The 19188-nt window shown below is 36.6% G+C and carries 15 protein-coding genes and 1 riboswitch; of the genes, 5 read left to right on the plus strand and 10 right to left on the minus strand.

Features of this window, described 5'->3' with window-relative positions; all coding sequences use genetic code 11:
- Positions 1 to 66: 66 nt before the first annotated feature.
- Complete coding sequence (gene nadE, locus KGI01_RS06865; protein ID WP_141274078.1) at positions 67 to 891, minus strand: NAD(+) synthase; 825 nt, start codon at positions 889 to 891, stop codon at positions 67 to 69.
- Complete coding sequence (locus KGI01_RS06870; RefSeq protein WP_141274079.1) at positions 888 to 2375, minus strand: nicotinate phosphoribosyltransferase; 1488 nt, start codon at positions 2373 to 2375, stop codon at positions 888 to 890. Before KGI01_RS06870 ends, nadE begins: the two co-directional genes overlap by 4 nt.
- Before the next feature lie 362 nt (positions 2376 to 2737).
- Here KGI01_RS06870 and KGI01_RS06875 point away from each other — a divergent pair, with 362 nt between their 5' ends.
- On the plus strand, positions 2738 to 3301 hold the full coding sequence (locus tag KGI01_RS06875; protein ID WP_141274080.1) for a phosphoribosyltransferase family protein: 564 nt from the start codon (positions 2738 to 2740) through the stop codon (positions 3299 to 3301).
- A gap of 47 nt (positions 3302 to 3348) precedes the next feature.
- Here the strand turns inward: KGI01_RS06875 and KGI01_RS06880 are convergent, their stop codons facing one another.
- Together KGI01_RS06880 and KGI01_RS06885 are read right to left on the minus strand one after the other, a co-directional pair.
- On the minus strand, positions 3349 to 3822 hold the full coding sequence (locus tag KGI01_RS06880) for a methylated-DNA--[protein]-cysteine S-methyltransferase (RefSeq protein ID WP_141274081.1): 474 nt from the start codon (positions 3820 to 3822) through the stop codon (positions 3349 to 3351).
- Between the two features lie 10 nt (positions 3823 to 3832).
- Complete coding sequence (locus KGI01_RS06885; RefSeq protein WP_141274082.1) at positions 3833 to 4390, minus strand: helix-turn-helix domain-containing protein; 558 nt, start codon at positions 4388 to 4390, stop codon at positions 3833 to 3835.
- 76 nt (positions 4391 to 4466) lie between these two features.
- Between KGI01_RS06885 and KGI01_RS06890 the strand changes: the two genes are divergently transcribed.
- The 3 genes from KGI01_RS06890 (at position 4467) to KGI01_RS06900 (ending at position 7413) form a co-directional block, all read left to right on the plus strand.
- Positions 4467 to 5198: an ABC transporter ATP-binding protein gene (locus KGI01_RS06890; protein ID WP_141274083.1), complete on the plus strand. Its 732-nt coding sequence runs from the start codon at positions 4467 to 4469 to the stop codon at positions 5196 to 5198.
- The gene (locus KGI01_RS06895; RefSeq protein WP_141274084.1) at positions 5195 to 5959 is read left to right on the plus strand and encodes an ABC transporter permease; all 765 of its coding nucleotides are present in this window, start codon (positions 5195 to 5197) and stop codon (positions 5957 to 5959) included. The genes KGI01_RS06890 and KGI01_RS06895 overlap by 4 nt, the downstream gene beginning before the upstream one ends.
- 374 nt (positions 5960 to 6333) lie before the next feature.
- Positions 6334 to 7413, plus strand: coding sequence for a proline dehydrogenase family protein (locus KGI01_RS06900; RefSeq protein ID WP_141274085.1), 1080 nt, complete (start codon positions 6334 to 6336; stop codon positions 7411 to 7413).
- Here the strand turns inward: KGI01_RS06900 and KGI01_RS06905 are convergent.
- The 6 genes from KGI01_RS06905 to hemG form a co-directional block, all read right to left on the minus strand.
- Positions 7351 to 7953, minus strand: coding sequence for a response regulator transcription factor (locus KGI01_RS06905; protein ID WP_141274086.1), 603 nt, complete (start codon positions 7951 to 7953; stop codon positions 7351 to 7353). The two genes, KGI01_RS06900 and KGI01_RS06905, sit on opposite strands and share 63 nt — an antisense overlap.
- Positions 7954 to 8032: 79 nt before the next feature.
- Entirely contained in the window at positions 8033 to 9073 is a 1041-nt protein-coding gene (gene desA / locus KGI01_RS06910) for a Delta(5) desaturase DesA (RefSeq protein ID WP_141274087.1), read from the minus strand.
- Between the two features lie 148 nt (positions 9074 to 9221).
- Positions 9222 to 12656, minus strand: coding sequence for a methionine synthase (gene metH, locus KGI01_RS06915; RefSeq protein WP_141274088.1), 3435 nt, complete (start codon positions 12654 to 12656; stop codon positions 9222 to 9224).
- Positions 12637 to 14493 (minus strand): bifunctional homocysteine S-methyltransferase/methylenetetrahydrofolate reductase, encoded by a 1857-nt coding sequence (locus tag KGI01_RS06920; protein WP_141274089.1) that lies wholly within the window; start codon positions 14491 to 14493, stop codon positions 12637 to 12639. The genes metH and KGI01_RS06920 overlap by 20 nt, the downstream gene beginning before the upstream one ends.
- 92 nt (positions 14494 to 14585) lie before the next feature.
- Positions 14586 to 14694, minus strand: a riboswitch (SAM riboswitch).
- Positions 14695 to 14878: 184 nt separating this feature from the next.
- Positions 14879 to 15544, minus strand: a complete 666-nt coding sequence (locus tag KGI01_RS06925; RefSeq protein WP_141274090.1) for a class A sortase — start codon at positions 15542 to 15544, stop codon at positions 14879 to 14881.
- A gap of 34 nt (positions 15545 to 15578) precedes the next feature.
- Positions 15579 to 16976, minus strand: a complete 1398-nt coding sequence (gene hemG, locus KGI01_RS06930; protein WP_141274091.1) for a protoporphyrinogen oxidase — start codon at positions 16974 to 16976, stop codon at positions 15579 to 15581.
- A 175-nt stretch (positions 16977 to 17151) separates the two neighbouring features.
- On the opposite strand from hemG, the gene KGI01_RS06935 reads away from it, so the two are divergent.
- A complete protein-coding gene (locus KGI01_RS06935) occupies positions 17152 to 19176 on the plus strand; it encodes a Na+/H+ antiporter (RefSeq protein ID WP_141274092.1) in 2025 nt (674 codons plus the stop codon).
- Positions 19177 to 19188: the final 12 nt, after the last annotated feature.

Raw genomic sequence — 19188 nt, forward strand, 5'->3', positions numbered from 1 at the left:
AACTTTTCACATAAAAAAAGAACCGTACTTAATTTTGTACGGTCTCTTTCATTCTACACGAACATACTATTTCCAAAAATCATCGTACACGGTAATTGGTAGATGACGTTTATGTTGTGAGCGTAAATAATGCTTTTCAAGTGTTTCTTGTGCTGCTTTTGGAATTTCCTTACCTTCCAAGTAATCATCAATTTCATCATATGTGATGCCAAGCGCTACCTCATCTGGCAGAGAAGGACGGTCTTCTTCAAGATCGGCAGTTGGTGTTTTTTCATATAGATGTTTTGGACATCCGAGTTCCGCTAACATCGCGCGACCTTGACGCTTATTCAAACGCCATAAAGGTGTTAAATCTGCACCACCGTCACCGTACTTTGTATAGAAACCTGTTACGGCCTCTGCCGCATGGTCTGTGCCAATGACAACCGCTTGTTTCGCAGCCGCAAGCGCAAACTGGACTTTCATACGTTCACGTGCTTTGTCATTTCCTTTGATAAAGTCAGATATTGTAATACCTGCGTCTGCTAAAGCTTGAACACCTGCATCTACTGCTGGTTTTATATTCACTGTATAAACCTGTGTTGGATTCATAAAAGCAAGCGCATCATTACAATCTGATTCATCTGCTTGTACACCGTAAGGGAGGCGTACTGCATAAAACGCATAGCGCTGTTCACCTACTTCATCATTCAATTCATCTACAGCCATTTGTGTTAGTTTGCCTGCCAATGTTGAATCTTGTCCACCTGAAATACCTAATACGAAGCCTTTTAAGAATGCGTGCTTATGTGCATATTCCTTTAAAAAATCAATTGTACGACGAATTTCTTCATGTACATTAATCGTTGGTTGTACATGTAATTCTTTTATAATCTGTTGTTGAAGTGTCATTTTTCAAAGCCTCCAATTCGATCATTTACCACCTTAATCATTTCTTGTACTTCTGCGATGTTACGCATTTTGTTATCCCAACATTTTTGGCTTAAATCAACAGGATATTCTTCTGGATTTAGTGAACGCTTATATTCATCCCATAGTAATTGTAAGTTGTCTTTTGCATATTGCTTCATCTCATACACTGTTGGATTTGTGTAGATGACTTCACCTTGCTCAATCACTTTTGTGTGTAAGTTCTTCGCTTCAAAGTTTGTGACAAATTTTGAGATGAATGTATGAACAGGATGGAACATCTTAATTTTTTCTTCTGATTGTGGGTCTTCATCATACATCGTAATGTAATCCCCCTCAGCCTTACCATTTTCACGATCGATAATACGGTATAGCTTTTTGCGTCCTGGTGTCGTCACTTTTTCTGCGTTTGCTGAAATCTTAATTGTATCGACCATCTCACCATGTTCATCCTCAATTGATACAATTTTATAGACTGCACCTAATGCTGGTTGGTCATAGGCTGTAATAATCTTTGTACCGATTCCCCACATATCCACTTTTGCATCTTGTGCTTTTAAGTTCAACATCGTGTATTCATCTAAATCATTTGAAACAACGATTTTTGCGTCTTTGAATCCTGCTTCGTCTAACATTTTTCGAGCAGCTTTTGATAGAAAAGCGATATCACCGCTATCTAAACGAATACCGATAAAGTTAATTTTGTCACCTAATTCTTTTGCAACTTGAATCGCTGAAGGAACACCGGATTTTAATGTATCGAATGTATCAACTAAGAATACGCAGTCTCGGTGACGACGTGCGTATGCATGGAACGCTTCATAATCACTGCGGTAAGATTGAACAAGTGAATGTGCATGTGTTCCAGCGACAGGGAGGTCAAATAATTTTCCTGCGCGCACATTACTTGTGGATTCAAATCCACCAATAATGGCAGCACGTGTACCCCAAATCGCTGCATCCATCTCTTGCGCGCGACGTGTACCAAACTCCATTACAATCTCATTTTCTGCTACATGTTTAATACGACTTGCTTTTGTTGCGATTAATGTTTGGTAGTTCACAATATTTAAGAGAGCTGTTTCGATTAATTGCGCTTCTACAAGAGGCGCTTCAATGCGTACAATCGGTTCATTGCCAAAGACAATCTCACCTTCTACCATTGAATAAACATCACCTGTAAAACGTAGATCTTTCAAATACTCAATAAAATCTTCTTGATAACCTACTTCATCACGTAAATAGGCAATATCAGATTCACTGAATTTAAAATCTCGTAAATACTCAAGCATGCGTTCCAAACCGGCAAATATAGCGTATCCATTGCCAAACGGAAGTTTTCTAAAATAAAGTTCAAACACTGATTTTCGATTATGAATCCCATCCGCCCAATAAGATTCTGCCATATTAATTTGATATAAGTCTGTGTGTAACGCTAAGCTGTCGTCAGGATAAGTTGCTTTCATCTTTACACTCCTTCTTCCCCTGTTTCATTTAGTCATTTAATACTTCATTTAGCGAATTACTCCGTATATTACCCGAATGGCTCCATTTCAAGTCATCTCTCATATATTTCAACGCTAAAATAAATATGTATGTCTATTATCATAGCAAAAAATAAGAGGTAAGTCGTCTATCTTGTCATAACTTTGACACATACACATTTTGTAAGTGCTATTATACCATGTAAAAAGTAAACCACTTACAAAAATCATTTGAAGTATTCGACTATAGCGATTAAACTAAATAGGCACCATATTTTCCTATTCCTTACATATGCTTTTTGAAGTTATGTTTGGAATTTAAAAGAGGAGAGGAAAAAGTTCACATGAAGACCTATACGGTTCAAATTGCTGGATTTACACGTCATTTACCCATCGTTCAAATCGAAGAAAACTTATCAATTGCAAGTTTTGATTTACTTGGGGATGTAGAACTTGTTGAAGTAGCTGCACAAAAACTGGCTGAAAAACTACCGCATGTTGATGTGCTCATCACAGCAGAAGCAAAAGGTATACCACTTGTTTATGAACTATCAAAGAAGTTACAATTACCACGCTATGTTGTCGCACGCAAACAAATAAAAAGTTATATGAACCAACCCATAATTCATGAAGTAAACTCGATGACAACGTCGACACCTCAGATTTTAGCAATTGGCTATGAGGATGCTGCTTTTTTAAATTATAAACGTGTTGCCATTGTTGATGATGTTATTAGCTCAGGTTCTTCTCTTGAAGCATTAGAAGCTCTTGTACAAAAATCTGGCGGTGAAATTGTTGCAAAAGCCTGTATCTTAGTAGAAGGCGACTCCAGTGGTCGTTGCGATGTGATCTATTTAGACAAGCTACCACTTTTCACTAATCACATACCAAATCTATCACATACATAATAAAAGGAGGACAGAATAATTTTATAATCATCTGTCCTCCTTCACCATTATATTTGAATTTTTTCATGTTGTAGTAAACGCTCTTTCAGTGGTAAACCGCTACGAAATCCTGTTAATTTACCATTCTTTCCAATAACACGATGACATGGAATGACAATGAGTAACGGATTTTTTCCAATTGCAGATGCTACAGCACGTGTCGCAGTTGGCTTACCAATCGCTTCTGCTATTTGTGCATAATAACGAGTCTCCCCATACGGAATGTTTACGAGCTCTTGCCAAACTTTTTTTTGAAAATCTGTTCCCTGTAAATCAATTGTTATCTGATCCAATTTGAATGCTTGATCTTTTGCATATGCTTCAAAATGATTTATGAATGGTGCTAACTTCAAATCATCTCGAATTAGATGATCTGCGTATTCATTCAATTCATCCCAATCATTCGTTACAAAAGACAGCCCTTCTTCTGTACAAGCAACATAAAATTTCGTTTCTAGCGCTTGCCATTCCGTATAGTACATAACATCACACTCAACTTTCTAACGTTTTTTTATATTGTTTAGGTGTTGTACCAACCAAATTTTTAAATAATGTTATAAAATAAGACGTGTTATGTAACCCCACTTGATGTCCAATTTCTTCAACTGATAAATACGTGTGTTTTAATAACTCCACTGCACGCTGAATGCGTACTTTTTGTAAGTACTCTGTTGGTGTATAACCCTTTACACTTTTATATATACGTTGTAAATGATAGGGGCTACTATGAAATTCATCTGCTAAGACACGTAATGTAATATGCTCTTGATAATATTGATCCATATAAGCATTCATCTGATTCGTCCAGTCTTGATTGCTCAGTTTTAAGCCACCTGGTTTACAACGTTTACATGGATAATAACCTGATTCCATTGCTAAGTCACTATTTTTATAGATGCGTACATGTTCTACATCGGGCTTACAAGATGGACATGACGGCTTACAAAAAGTCTTTGTTGTCGTAATTGCGTAAACAAATTCACGGTCTACACTTGAAGTTCTCATTTGAATTGCTTGCCATTCAAATTCTGTTGGCGTACGTCCTAACATATAATCATCACCTAATTTCTTTTTTCTTTCTAATTAAACATCTATTTTATCGAACTGATTTTAAAGGAGTGGTTTTTTGAATTCAATTTATCAACCTTCTATACATTTTCAAGATATTCATCTAACAATTGATGGACAAACGATTTTAAATGGCATTACAGGATCTATTCCAGATGGGAAAATCACCACATTTGTTGGTCCTTCTGGTGCTGGTAAAACAACTTTACTCAAGATGTGTAATCGTCTCATCTCCCCAACAAGCGGAGAGATTCAAATCTATAATAAAAATGCACAGGATTATAACCCTGTTGATTTACGCAGAGAAGTCGGAATTGCCCTTCAATCTGCTCCTATGATTAAAGGAACGGTCTATGATAACTTGAATCTTCCACGTACACTTCAAAACCAACAATTATCACGAGAAGATGCAATCTCTATCTTACAGGACGTCGGACTAGACGAAACGTTTCTTAAAAAGGATGCATTGGACTTATCTGGCGGACAAAAACAGCGTGTATCCATTGCACGTACACTCGTCAATCGCAATAAAATTTTATTATTAGACGAGATTACTTCCGCACTCGATCGTATTTCTGTACGTGAAGTTGAGGAGCTTATTCAAAAAATTAACAAAAAATACCATGTAACGATTATTTGGATTACACATAATTTAGAGCAAGCGATTCATTTAGGGGATTATGTATGGGTATTGATGGATGGCCAATTGATTGAAGCAGGCGAGAGTTCCATTCTAAAGTCACCGAAGAATGAGCGAATTAAACAATTTATTGAGGGGGTAGATGCATGAGTTATACAGCACTTGCGATTACTTTATTATTCGTTTTAATTCCTTTAATTCTTTCAAAAACACTACATTTACAATTAGAAAAAGACACAATCATCGCAACGATTCGTTCGATTGTTCAATTACTCATTGTCGGGTATATTCTAAAATTTGTTTTTACAAGTGATGGTTATCTTTATACAGGACTGATGATTGGTTTAATGGTTTTAGCCGCTACATTAAATGCGCGAAAAAAAGGCTCACATATTGATGGGATTACGTGGAAACTTGTCGTCACATTTTTAACAGTTGAAGTGATTACAATGTCTATTTTAATTGGTCTAAACGTAGTACCAGCTATACCTCAATATATGATTCCTCTAAGTGGTATGGCAATTGGAAATGCGATGGTTCTCTCTATTCTATTTTTAAATCGCTTCTCTTCTGAAATTGAAGCCTATGAAGACCAGATTGAATTAATCTTGTCATTAGGTGGTACACCAAAACAAGCGATTCATAGACAGTTAATCTCTTCGATTAAAGCGAGTATGATTCCAACGATTGAAAGTCAAAAAACAATCGGATTGGTTCAACTCCCTGGTATGATGAGTGGTCAAATTATTGCAGGAGCTGACCCTATTCAAGCGGTGCAATTCCAATTACTCGTTCTTTTCATGCTACTATCTACAGCTGCATTATCGAGTGTTATTTTAGGATTTTTATCATATCCAACACTGTTCAATAAACAAATGCAAATGATTCATGAGAAATTTTCTGGTGAATGAAAAAATCGTCTTCCCATTCCATGTGAGAAGACGACTTTTTTGTCATAATATTAATTTTGTACCTAGTAACAAGTTACAGATTTTGAGACTCAATTGCAACTCGTTTGTCATAAAACAGTGTAAATTCTGTAACAAAATAGTCGAAAAAGGTCTAAAACCATTAGTTTTCAGCTACAAGTCTATCTTATAATGGATAGAATTTGTTCTCAATTTTTATGCCTACACTTTCATTTTATATAAAATACATATTCTTTTTATTCAAAAGATTCTCTACATCTAGCATAAAATTTATGTTTTTCATAGAATTTTATGTTTTAATAAAATTAATAAAAGAACAGAAAGCTTTTAAATTCATTAGCGAAGGGGTCTGCTATATGGCACTAAAAGATTTTTTCATCGCATTATCTGAAAATCAATTTTTAAATGACAACGCAAAAAAATATGGTTTAAAGCTTGGCGCACAAACTGTTGTTGCAGGAATAAATTTAGATGAAGTCATTATAAGTATTCAGAAACTAAACGCACAGGGGATTTCTTGTACAGTCGACCATTTAGGGGAGTTTGTTCAAAATGAAGCAGAAGCCATCACTGTAAAAGAAGAAATTCTACACTTGATTGAAGTGATACATGAGCATCAACTCGATGCACATATCTCGCTTAAACCTTCACAGCTTGGTCTCAATTTAAATGTTGATTTTTGCTATCAAAACATTGAGGAAATCGTAAGTTGTGCGCAACAATCCAAAATATTCGTGAATTTCGATATGGAGAACTATGAACGTTTACAAACGACACTTGATTTCGTTTTACAGCTTTCAAAAACGTATGATAATGTGGGAACTGTTATTCAAGCCTATCTTCATTGCGCTATGGATGATTTAGAAACATTGAAGAACACGCGTGTCAGAATTGTAAAAGGTGCTTATAAAGAGCCTGAAACGGTTGCTTTTCAAACAAAAGGTGAAATTGATGCCAACTTTATCCGTTTAGCTGAATACCATCTATTAAATGGAAAATTCACATCGATTGCAACACATGATCATCGTATCATCGCGCATCTTCAAACTTTTATTCGAGAACAAGCGATTGCAAAAGAAAAATATGAATTCCAAATGCTCTATGGTTTCCGAACAGATTTACAGGAATCACTTGCAAATGAAGGTTATCCATTCTGTACTTATATCCCATACGGTGAAGATTGGTATGGATACTTTATGCGTCGTTTAGCAGAACGTCCGCAAAATATAAATCTTGTTGTTAAACAAGTGTTCAATAAAAAAACAAATACATTGATTGGTATTGGTGCAGTCGCATTTTTATTAGGACGCCTCACCAAAAAAATAATCGATACAAAAAAGAGAGGTCGGATTCTTCATCCCATCCTCTCTTTACTATTTGTTCCATCCTTTTTCTTTAAAACGCGCAATGGCTTCAATGCGATTACTCACATCTAACTTATCCAGAATTGTTGAAATATAATTTCTTACTGTTCCTGGCGATAAAAACAATTCTTTTGCAATTTCTTTCGTTGTTTTTCCTTCGGCAACAAGACCAAGTACTTCAGATTCACGCTCTGTTAAAGGATTCGAGTCATCTTCATATACGATATCAATTAATTCAGGCGCGTAAATACGACGACCATCCACAATCACGCGAATTGAGTTGACAAGTTCCTCAATTGGACTGTCTTTTAATAAATACCCACGTACTCCTGCTTTTTTCGCTCGTTCAAAGTATCCTGGGCGTGCAAATGTCGTTAAAATAATAATTTTATATTCTTGATCTTTTAATTGCTCTGCTACATCTAGCCCTGTTTTACCCGGCATTTCAATATCCATGATGATGATGTCTGGTTGATGTTCTGCAATTTTCTCAAGTGCTTCTTCACCGTTTTGAGCGATTGCCACAACTTCCATATCATCTTCCATATTAATTAATGCCTTCATAGCGCCTAGTAACATGCCTTGATCTTCTGCAATGACAATTTTAATCATGCTGCTCACACCTCTCGTCTCATTCTCCATATTATAACAAAAAGCGAGGAATATAAAAGCATTCATCCTCGCCCCTGTACTATACAATTTTTTTTATTGGTAAAATTGGTTTTACGGATGTTTTACGGATATGTTGTGGCAACTGCTTAAACGTAATAAATTGATATGTCTCTGGATCATATAATTTGAACTTAAGTGATGCCAAACTTAATTTTAATGTAATCGTCGTTGCATATTGTAATGGTGGTGTTTTTTCATGCGCTTCTTCTAGTGCGTAGTTTGGAATACGTGGCGCTAAATGATGTACATGGTGGAAACCGATATTTCCTGTTAACCATTGTAAAACAACTGGTAATTTATAATATGAACTACCTTCTACTGCTGCTTTCACATAACTCCATTCACTCTTCTCTTCAAAGTATGAATCTTCAAATGTATGTTGAATGTAGAACAACCATACACCTAGCATCGCTGCGATATACATTGATAATCCAGTTACAAGCAAGAATGGTACAAGACCTAAGAAATAAACGACTGCACCATATAGCACGACTAATACGATATTTGTAAAATACGTATTCATACGTTCTGGCATACGCGCACCACGACGATTTTTACGATTCACTACTAATAGTAAAAATAGTGGCCCTAGCCCAAACATAACTAGTGGATTTCGGTATAAACGATAGCCAATTTTCTTCACTTTTGATGCTTGTTGATATTCTTCTACCGTCATCATCCAAATATCGCCTACACCACGTGCATCTAAATTTGAGCTTGATGCGTGGTGTAAAAGATGTTCATGACGCCATTGTGAATAGCCGAACATCGTTAAAATCCCTGTAATTGTTCCCCACACTGCGTTTGCTTTTTTGTTTTTAAAGAACGACCCATGTGTACAATCATGAAAAATAATAAAGGTACGAATTGCGAAGAATGCTGCACCAATACTCAGTGCAATCGCTCCTACAATTGTTTGGTCAATAATCATATATGCAATTACCCACATAGCTACTAGTGGAATAATAGTGTTCATCAATTGGAAAATACTTTTGGTGCGATTTGATTTTGCAAACGGTTGAACCGCTTTGTGTAACTCTTTTGTTCTTTCACGTTCCATTCTTTTGCCCCCATCCCTATTTCCTTAATCTTAAAGGGAGATGGATTATTCACATAGGTGTGATTGTCATAGATGTCATGTGACAAATGTCACTTAAAATGACCCATTGGAAAAAGCGTTCAATATCTCATATCGAACGCTTTTCATTTTATACGTTAAAGTAACGAGCATCTGGGTGGTTAAATACCATCGCAGAAACAGATGCTTCTGGTTGCATCATAAAGCCTTCTGTTAACTCTACCCCAATATCCTCTGGTCGTAATAATTTAAATAACTTTTCTTGATCTTCTAAATTCGGACATGCTGGATAGCCGAATGAGAAGCGCTGCCCTTGATACTTCGCTGCAAAACGGTCGCGCATTGTAAAGTCTGTCGCATCTGGATAACCTGCATGGTCACGCATTTCTTGGTGAATACGCTCTGCAAATCCTTCTGCAAGTTCAAGTGCTGTTGCTTGGAACGCATGACTTTCTAAAAACTTTCCTTGCTCTTTTAGTCGTTGTGCATATTCTCTTACACCATGCCCTGCTGTCACTTGCATAAAGCCTACATAATCCATCTCTCCACTATCTTTAGACTTTAAGAAGTCTGCTAAACATAGGAATGGTGCTTTTTCTTGACGTGGGAATGTAAAACGCTCAATCTCTGTTTTCTCATCTTTTGGATCATAAATGACAACATCATCTCCATCAGATTGCGCTGGGAAGAATTGATACATACCTGAAGCCGATAATAAATCTGACTGTAAGTATTCTGTCACTAAATCATATAACTCATTCGCGCGTTTGTCGCCGTTAAGACGTAAGTCCTCACTATAACCTCTCAGCCCTAAATGATGACCGATTAGTGTACGCATATTCACATATGGATATAAGTGCTTTACAGAATAGTCACGAATAACATGACGTTCTGTATCATGTGGTTTATACACTTTAAAGTCACTGCTTACTGTTTTAACAGGACGTGTCGCTACTGCTACCGCTCTACCTCCTGCTGGTTTATTCGCTTCCTTTTCAGCACGTTTTTGTTGTGCTGTAGCGATTTCAGCGAGTAATTCTTCTCGTTCCTCACCTTGTAATCGGTTGATAATTTCAAGCCCTGCCATCGCATCTTTTGCATACATCACAGGTCCATCATAGTTCGCCGCAATTTTCGTATCAGTGAAGCGACGCGATAGTGCTGCTCCTCCAACGATAATCGGTGTATCGATTCCGGCTTCTTTGAAGTCCTGCGCTGTTATCACCATTTGTTGTGCTGATTTCACAAGTAGTCCTGATAATCCAACAATATCCGGTTTCTCTTTACGAACTGCTTCAATTAATGTTTGCGGTGCGACTTTAATACCTAAATCCACAACTGTATAACCATTATTACTCATAATAATCTCTACTAAATTTTTACCGATATCATGTACATCACCTTTTACAGTTGCAAGTAACATCTTACCCTTACCGACATCATCTACGTGTTTCTCCATGAACTGTTCTAGATGGGCAACAGCTGCTTTCATTACGCCGGCTGATTGTAATACTTCTGCTACAATCAATTGATTTTCGTTGAATAGCTTGCCGACTTTCGCCATCCCTTCCATTAACGGTCCATTAATAATATCAAGTGGTGTATCGTACATCTCACGCGCTAATTCTAAATCTTCAATTAACCCCTCTTTTGTACCTTCTAAAATATAGTAAGCTAAACGTTCTGGTACAGTTTTTGGAATATCATCTTCTGATTTTTCTTTTTTCTTATCTCGGTAAAAATCAGTAAATACAGCTAATGTTTCGTCTGTTGTGTTGAATAATAAATCGTTCGCTAAATTGATTTCTTCTTCTGGAATCGACGCATAACGCTCTAATTTTTCAGTATTCACAATCGCATAATCAAGACCAGCTTGTGTACAGTTATATAGATAGACTGCATTTAACACTTCACGTCCTACAGGTGGTAAACCGAACGATACATTCGATACACCTAGAATCGTTAAAGCGCGCGGTAGCTCCTGCTTAATTAAGCGAATTCCTTCGATTGTTTCAACAGCTGAACCGATATATTGTTCATCACCTGTTCCAACAGGGAATACAAGTGGATCAAAAATAATATCTTCTGGTTCAATACCCCACTTATTCACAAGTAAGTCGTACTCGCGCTTCGCAATTTCGAGTTTACGGTGACGGTCAACAGCCATCCCCTTCTCATCAATTGTTCCAACAACAATCGACGCACCATACTTTTTCACGATTGGAATAACAGCATCAAAGCGTTCTTCACCGTCTTCTAAGTTAATGGAGTTAATAATCGCTTTACCTTGTGAATACTTTAAAGCTTCCTCAATTACTTTTTCATCTGTTGAGTCAATAACGAATGGTACTTTTACTTTTTGTCCAACTTCTTTCATGAAGTTAACCATATCTTCTAATTCTTCTCGGTCAGGATTCGCTAAACAGATATCAATAACATGCGCACCGTTTTTCACTTGAGCACGTGCAATTTCAGCAGCTTCTTCAAACTTCCCTTCGATAATTAGACGCTTAAATTTACGTGAACCGATTACGTTTGTACGTTCCCCTACAAATAGTGGTCGCATAGAGTCATCATATATAAGTGCTTCAATACCTGAAACTGTATGATGCGGTTCTTTTTCTTCCAGTGGTCGTGGCGGTGCATTTTCTACCACTTTACGAATCGCACGAATATGGTCCGGTGTCGTTCCACAACAACCACCTACGACATTTAACCAACCTTTTTCAACGAAACCAGCAAGCTTTTTCGATAAACTATCAGGTGTTTCATGGTAATGCCCTTCTTCATCTGGTAAACCCGCATTCGGATAACAACTAACATAACTTGTTGCTAGTTCAGATAATGAACGTAAGTAGTCGGTCATAAACTCTGGACCCGTCGCACAGTTTAAACCAACTGATAGTGGTTTAATATGTTCAATTGAAATATAGAAGGCTTCAATACTTTGACCTGCAAGTGTTGTTCCCATCGGTTCAATCGTACCTGATATCATGATTGGAATTTCTTTACCGAGTTCTTCAAATGCTTGCTTAACACCAAGTGTACCGGCTTTTACATTCAACATATCTTGCGATGTTTCAAGGAGTAGTACATCTGCGCCACCTTCAATCAAAGCTTTTGCCTGTACATAGAAGTCGTGTTTTAACGCATCAAATGTAATACCACCTGTTACAGATAGCGTTTTTGTTGTTGGGCCCATCGCACCTGCAACAAAACGTGGCCATTCAGGTGTCGATAATTCCTCCGCTACTTCTTTGGCAATTTCGACAGCACGTTTGTTAATTTCAACTGCTTGATGACCTAAATCATATTCATTTAATACGAGTGGTGTACCACCAAATGTATTCGTTGAGACGATATCCGCTCCTGCTTCAAAATAAGCACGATGAATTCCTGCAATAACATCCGGTCGTGTTAAATTCAAGTTCTCGTTACAACCATCATATTCATCGCCTCCGAAGTCATCTGGCGTTAAATTCGCATTTTGTAACATAGTACCCATCGCACCATCTAATACAAGAATATGATCTTTAATTCTTTCTTCAATGAGATATTTCGACAACGTGACTTCCTCCCTTAACCTTTTCATCTAATTCCTTAATGTAGTGAATTAATTCAACAGACATGTCGTAGCGCATGAACGGTGTAATCAGATAAATACCGTTAAAGAGTGATGCAGCTGTGTCAATTAATTCTTTTGCTATTTGGACCCCCTCTGCTTGTGCGCGTTCTTTATCGCCATCTGCTGCTTTCATGCGTTCAAGTACTTCATCTGACAACTTAATGCCTGGCACTTCATGGTGTAAAAACTCAGAATTTCGTAAACTTGTTAGTGGCATGATTCCGATGTAAATCGGTGTATCTAAATGTTTTGTTGCTTCATATATTTCAATGATTTTCTCTTTTGAGTAGACAGGTTGTGTAATGAAATAGTCTGCACCTGCTTCAATCTTTTTCTCTAAACGTGGAATGGCACGTTCGACGACACGTACATTCGGATTGAATGCTGCCGCTACAGAGAAGTTTGCCTTTTTACGCAGTGGTTTTCCCGAGAAAGAAATACCTTCGTTTAATTTTTTAATTAATTGTAGTAGTTCAATACTTGAGACATCATAGACGCTTGTAGCACCTGGAAAATCTCCTACTTTTGTTGGGTCACCTGTTACAGCTAAAATATCGTGAATACCTAATGCATCTAGCCCCATCAAATGAGATTGTAGCCCGATTAGGTTACGGTCGCGACATGTAATATGTGCTAATCCTCGTACATTCTTTTCATATTTTAAAATCGATCCCATCGCCACATTCGATACACGTGGTGAAGCAAGTGAATTATCTGCCATTGTGACAATATCAGCGCCCGCTTCTTGTAAAATCGCTGCTCCTTCTAAAAACTTTTCTGTTTCTAAATGGCGTGGTGTATCAAGTTCAACGATAATGGAACGCCCTTTTTTTACTTTTTCGTGAAGTGGTTCAAATTTAGACACATTAGCTTCACGAATCACTTCTTCTTTAGTTGTGATAACTTCTTTATTTTCCATTGGTAAAACATCTGATAAATGTTTCTTCACTTCGTGAATATGTTCAGGTGTTGTTCCACAACATCCACCAATTAAGCGAACCCCTTCATCACGTAATTCAACTGCAGCGCGCCCAAAATATTCTGCTTCTGATTCATATACTACTTTTCCTTCTTCTACATCGAGTAGACTTGCATTCGGATACGCAGATAAGAACGAATTCTTTGGTAGCTCAACATTTTCAAGCGCCTTCACTGTATGGTACGGGCCTAACCGACAGTTCACACCGACAACATCAGCTCCAGCTCTTTCTAAATGTTGCAGTGCATCATTCAACTTCATTCCATTTAATAAAACCCCTGGGTCATGCATCGAAACTTGCGCTACAATCGGTCCATCTGAGAATATGCGAATTGTTTTCACTAATGTTTCAAGCTCTTCTAAGTCGTAAAATGTTTCGAGTAGTAAACCATCTACACCTGCATCAAGTAATACTTTTGCTTGTAAAACAAGTGATTCAATAATCTCATCTAGTGAATGTTCATCCTTACGAATACCTCGAATTCCACCAATTGTTCCAAGTACGTACTCGCCATTCTTTGCAGCTCTTTTCGCTACTTCTACACCTGCACGATTCAGTGCTTCATATTCATCTTGAATACCGTAGCGAGCTAACTTAATCGTATTCGCTGTGTACGTATTCGTCTGAATGACATCTGCGCCCGCTTCAATATATAGTTTATGAATGTTCTCGATTACTTCCGGCTTTCGAACATTCAGTTCTTCATAACAAAAATCAATCCCATATGAATAGAGCAGTGTCCCCATTGCGCCATCTGCTGTTAATACCTTTGTCTTTAAATCTTCTAGTAACCCCATACACTCCCCATCCTTCCTTCATTTCAAAAAAGCTATAAAAAAACCTTCTTACATTGCATAAGAAGGTTTGAACTGACACTTGAAAATAAGCCTTCTTATCTTTTAAGAACCATACGTCCTTCTGGAATTAGCACCTGACCATCTAAATGGCTGGTTGCTGAAGCGTCGTCGGGCCAGTCCCTCGGCTTCTCTTGATAAGAAATTATTGAATTTTTAAAATATTAAAAGAATCATACCTCTTAAATAGAGTACCGTCAATAGCTTCTACCACTTTCAGCTAAATATTGTACGAAAAAGCGCTTACTTTATCACAATATTTCGCAAATTTAGTAATAGAAATTAAAAAAGCGTATGAGGTTTTTTCACATCTCATACGCTTCATATTTTATTTTTTTATCGTAAATGCATCGCCAGCATTTGAATCAAAGTCACGCGCATTGACATACTCACCTTGTACAATTAATCGTTTCGAACCATCATAATTACATGTAACGAGCGTCAGTAGTCTTTTTTTAGCTTGATTTTCGATAACTTGAACGTCAGTTGCTTCTGTAATAAAGATTTTTGTAATTTTATACGTATACACACGCTTATAGTCCGTTGTGTACATAAGCATTCCTTTTTTTGCTTTCGTTAAAGGGCTAAATAATGTTTTATCATTATTCATATTATGACCTGCTAATGCATAATTACCTTGCCCCATCTTCATATCCTTCTTTAATGTACCTGCGCCAATTGCTAGATTTGTATTTGAAATTCCGTATAAAATAGGCAATTGTAAAGATACATCGGGAACACTTAATGCACCAATTGAATGTACATCACCTTGATTCATTTGTGCCTTTAATACATCTTGTAAGCTAATATTTTCCACATTACCAAAATCAAAACTTACGTCATCCGCATTTTGTGCTTTTCGTTCATCAAACTGCTCAATTGCTTGATTACTCATATGTGACACGATGAACCCCATAATTTGTTTATTGAAAATTAGTGCAACACCTAAAACAAACAAAACAATGCCAATCGTTAAACTTAATTTCCTGTTCATTATGGAATCCTTCTTTCACACTTTATACGAATTCTCATTGTCTTTGAATAAATTGATTCATAACTCGTGTAGCAACTTCTTCACCATTTTGAATACATAAACCAATCCCCACACCATAATACGAACAACCAGCTAAATGTACATGTGGATGATATTTCACCATTTGTTTTTCAATACGTTCAACTGCTTGTTTATGTTGTAAATTATAAATTGGCATCGCATCAAACCATTTTCTTACATCAATCCATGTTGGTTCATCTGTTATTTTCAAGCTTTTTTCGATGTCTTGACGTGCAATTTGTGCTAATTCATCATTTGTCATCTGACAAAATTCTTTAAAACGAGGGTTATTCTTTTTATAAAACATACGGATAAGTAACTTATCGTCTTTAGAAGTATGACGCCATTTGCGACTTGTCCATGTACATGCATTACAATTTACATCATTACCTGATGATACAATATATCCTGTACCATCTGCTGGTAGCACATCATTCGGTAAATCATAAGCCAAGTAAACTGTAATAATAGAACCCGTTTGTAGTTCTTCAAAATCACGTTGGAAAGGCTCTTCCTTCAATAGTTTTTGTGCGACTTGGTGCGGTACAGCTAATACGACCTCATCTGCATCTAACCATTCACCCGTATCTATTTGAATCTTATACCCATTCGTGTCTTGTTTTAACAATTCCGCCGATGTATTTTTTAAAATCGTCGCGTTCTCTAGCGTTTCTTCGATTCGTTCAAATAATTCTACTAGACCATTTTTAAACGAAATGAATTTCTTTTTGGCATTCTTTTGATAGAAAGCTTTATTCGCTTCAAATCCACGCATAATACTGCCAAATTCATTTTTATATTCAAATAAGTAGGGTAAAGTAGAAGCAATTGTTAATTTATTCAAATCACCTGAATAGACACCAGATAAAACAGGTGCGACTTGTTTTTGAACAATTTCTTCACCTAAATAATATGTTAAAAATTCTCCGACCGAATGATTTGTTGTAAAAGGAAGTTCGGTTTTTTCTAAGTCTTGTAAAACAGCTTTTTTTCCTTCTTCTGAAATAAGCGTACTTTTATTTAATGCTTGTTCATTCATAGGAATTCCAAACACGCTATCTTCTGGAATTGCATGTAACTGATTTTCAGTTAAAATATATGAAACGCCTGTGTCATTATAAACAACGCGATCTTCTAATTGTAATTCTTCGATTAATTTTCGAACACTCGCATGGCGCGACACGATGGAATCTGCACCAACTTCCATTAAGTAACCATCACGTTGTTTTGTGACCATCTTACCACCGATTTGTGCGTCTTTTTCAATCAATGTCAAAGCGAGATCCAACCCTTGTTCTTTGGCTTGTTTTTGCAAGTAATGCATCGTACTCATTCCGGTAATACCGCCACCAATTACGACTACTTTTCTCAACGTCTGTCATCTCCGTTCATTCATGTTCTTCCTTAGTATAAATCAAATTGACTCGGAACCACATTGTTTTATCTTACAAACTCTTGAACACTTTTCAAATACGCAAGCGTTTAATTTAGCTTTTTGTTCCATTTACGGTAACCTTAAATTAATCCTATTTTGAAAGGGTCTTGCTATGAATTTATTAATGATTACACTCTTTTTATTAATCGGTTTACTAGCGTCTAATATTATTAGCCACTATGTAAAATTTTTACCGACTGCTTTAATTCAAATTGGTCTCGGTGTTATTTTAGCACTTTTCGTTCCGAGCTTAGACTTAGAACTCGATACCGAATGGTTTTTATTACTTTTTGTTGCGCCGTTATTATACAATGATGGACGCTATTTTCCACGCAAAGAATTATGGAGTATGAGACTACCTATTTTAGGGAATGCCATCGTACTGGTACTCATCACAACGATCGGCGGTGGATATTTTATTCACTGGCTTGTGCCAACAATTCCACTCCCTGCTGCCTTTGCACTTGCTGCCATCCTATCTCCTACTGATCCTGTGGCAGTAAATGGCATTGCAAAACGTATTCGAATACCTGAAAAGATTTTAAGTGTTGTACGCGGGGAATCACTTATCAATGACGCTTCAGGGTTAGTAGCTTTTAAATATGCAGTTGCTGCAGCTGTATCAGGGTATTTTTCATTCCAAAGTGCCATTTTAAATTTCTCTTATACGTTTTTAGCAGGAGGGATTTTAGGTTTAGTTCTTGGATTTGTTCTAATTGAATTACGATTTGCTTTTAGACGTGCTGGCATACGAGATGCTGTTTTCCACACACTTTATCAAATTTTAACGCCCTTTATCATTTATCTCATTGTGGAAAATATTTTTCATGCTTCTGGCGTTATCGCCGTTGTCATTGCGGGGATTATTCAAGCTATTTTCAAAGAACAAACCGAAACTGTCCTTGCAGAAGAACAAGTGCTAACAGAGAGTGCTTGGGAAATCGTTTTATTCGTTTTAAATGGCGTTGTTTTCTTATTACTTGGTTTAAATATTCCATTATCTATGAAGCAATCGATTTTAGATACACAAATCGATAATTGGATTTTAATTCTTTATGCATCTGCAATTGGTGCAATCATTCTTCTTATACGCTTCGTTTGGTCACATTTATTTGCACTGTGGCAATTCAAGCGAAAAAGAGATGAAAAACCAACGCTGAAAATGAGTCTAATTAGTAGTTTGGTTGGTGTACGTGGTGCTGTCACAATGGCGGGGATTTTATCATTACCTTTCTTCCTCGATACAGGAGAACCATTTCCAGAACGATCTTTAATCTTATTTTTAGCTTCTGGTGTTATTCTTTTCACACTGATTATTGCTACAGCCTTCTTACCGTTACTAACGGATAAAGAAGAAATGACAGTTGTAAAAGAAGGTCAGCTGTCATTCCATGAGGCGAAAAGTTTTGTTTTAGTGCAAACTGTAAAAAAGATGCAATCAAAAATTAACGAGGAAAATCGTTATATTATTTATGATTTAATTGATAATTTACAACAGCTATTCAGACAAACACAATTAGAAGCCAATGCAGATGATTCAGGTAGTTCAAAACATGCACCAAAATTAGAACGTATTCGCTTGAATGCATTACAAGTTGAACGTGACTATATCAATGGATTGTATAAAGATCATAAACTTGATGAACATATGTACCAGTCATTACTACATTCTATATCTGATCGCGAAAAAATGCTGTCGATTAGCACTTGGAAACGTGGATTGTTTACATTAGGAAAAGTTTTACGCGAGTTATCGATTGCTAAAAAGCATTATAATAACGAAAAAGAAAAATATCTATCGTATGTTCTCATGCGTCAAGATGTTCGTCGACACGCTTATAAAAAAGCAATCGATTATTTAAAAGAAAAACGAAAAAAATCAGATCACCCTGAGCTATACACCGTTATTCTTTTTGAATATCAAAAAGCATACGAACGCCTACGAAAAAAAGTCACAATGGACTCTGTACGCGAAGAAGAACTAAAAGAAGAATTAAATTTAGTGATGCTCGAAACAGAACGTCAAGAAATTCACTTATTATATGAAGAAGGCAAAATTACACGCGATCAAGAAAAAGACTTACGTCGCCTTGTAAACTACATGGAAAATATCGCATTATACGAACATGTGGAATAAATAGCAAAAGAG

The organism is Kurthia gibsonii, assembly GCF_006539985.1.
In the GTDB taxonomy this organism is placed as follows: Bacteria; Bacillota; Bacilli; order Bacillales_A; family Planococcaceae; genus Kurthia; species Kurthia gibsonii.

Bases quoted from the DNA above. Each gene is read 5' to 3' on its own strand.
- nadE (WP_141274078.1), bottom strand. From the start codon at position 891: ATGACACTTCAACAACAGATTATAAAAGAATTACATGTACAACCAACG.
- KGI01_RS06870 (WP_141274079.1), bottom strand. From the start codon at position 2,375: ATGAAAGCAACTTATCCTGACGACAGCTTAGCGTTACACACAGACTTA.
- KGI01_RS06875 (WP_141274080.1), top strand. From the start codon at position 2,738: ATGAAGACCTATACGGTTCAAATTGCTGGATTTACACGTCATTTACCC.
- KGI01_RS06880 (WP_141274081.1), bottom strand. From the start codon at position 3,822: ATGTACTATACGGAATGGCAAGCGCTAGAAACGAAATTTTATGTTGCT.
- KGI01_RS06885 (WP_141274082.1), bottom strand. From the start codon at position 4,390: ATGTTAGGACGTACGCCAACAGAATTTGAATGGCAAGCAATTCAAATG.
- KGI01_RS06895 (WP_141274084.1), top strand. From the start codon at position 5,195: ATGAGTTATACAGCACTTGCGATTACTTTATTATTCGTTTTAATTCCT.
- KGI01_RS06900 (WP_141274085.1), top strand. From the start codon at position 6,334: ATGGCACTAAAAGATTTTTTCATCGCATTATCTGAAAATCAATTTTTA.
- KGI01_RS06905 (WP_141274086.1), bottom strand. From the start codon at position 7,953: ATGATTAAAATTGTCATTGCAGAAGATCAAGGCATGTTACTAGGCGCT.
- desA (WP_141274087.1), bottom strand. From the start codon at position 9,073: ATGGAACGTGAAAGAACAAAAGAGTTACACAAAGCGGTTCAACCGTTT.
- KGI01_RS06920 (WP_141274089.1), bottom strand. From the start codon at position 14,493: ATGGGGTTACTAGAAGATTTAAAGACAAAGGTATTAACAGCAGATGGC.
- KGI01_RS06925 (WP_141274090.1), bottom strand. From the start codon at position 15,544: ATGAACAGGAAATTAAGTTTAACGATTGGCATTGTTTTGTTTGTTTTA.
- KGI01_RS06935 (WP_141274092.1), top strand. From the start codon at position 17,152: ATGAATTTATTAATGATTACACTCTTTTTATTAATCGGTTTACTAGCG.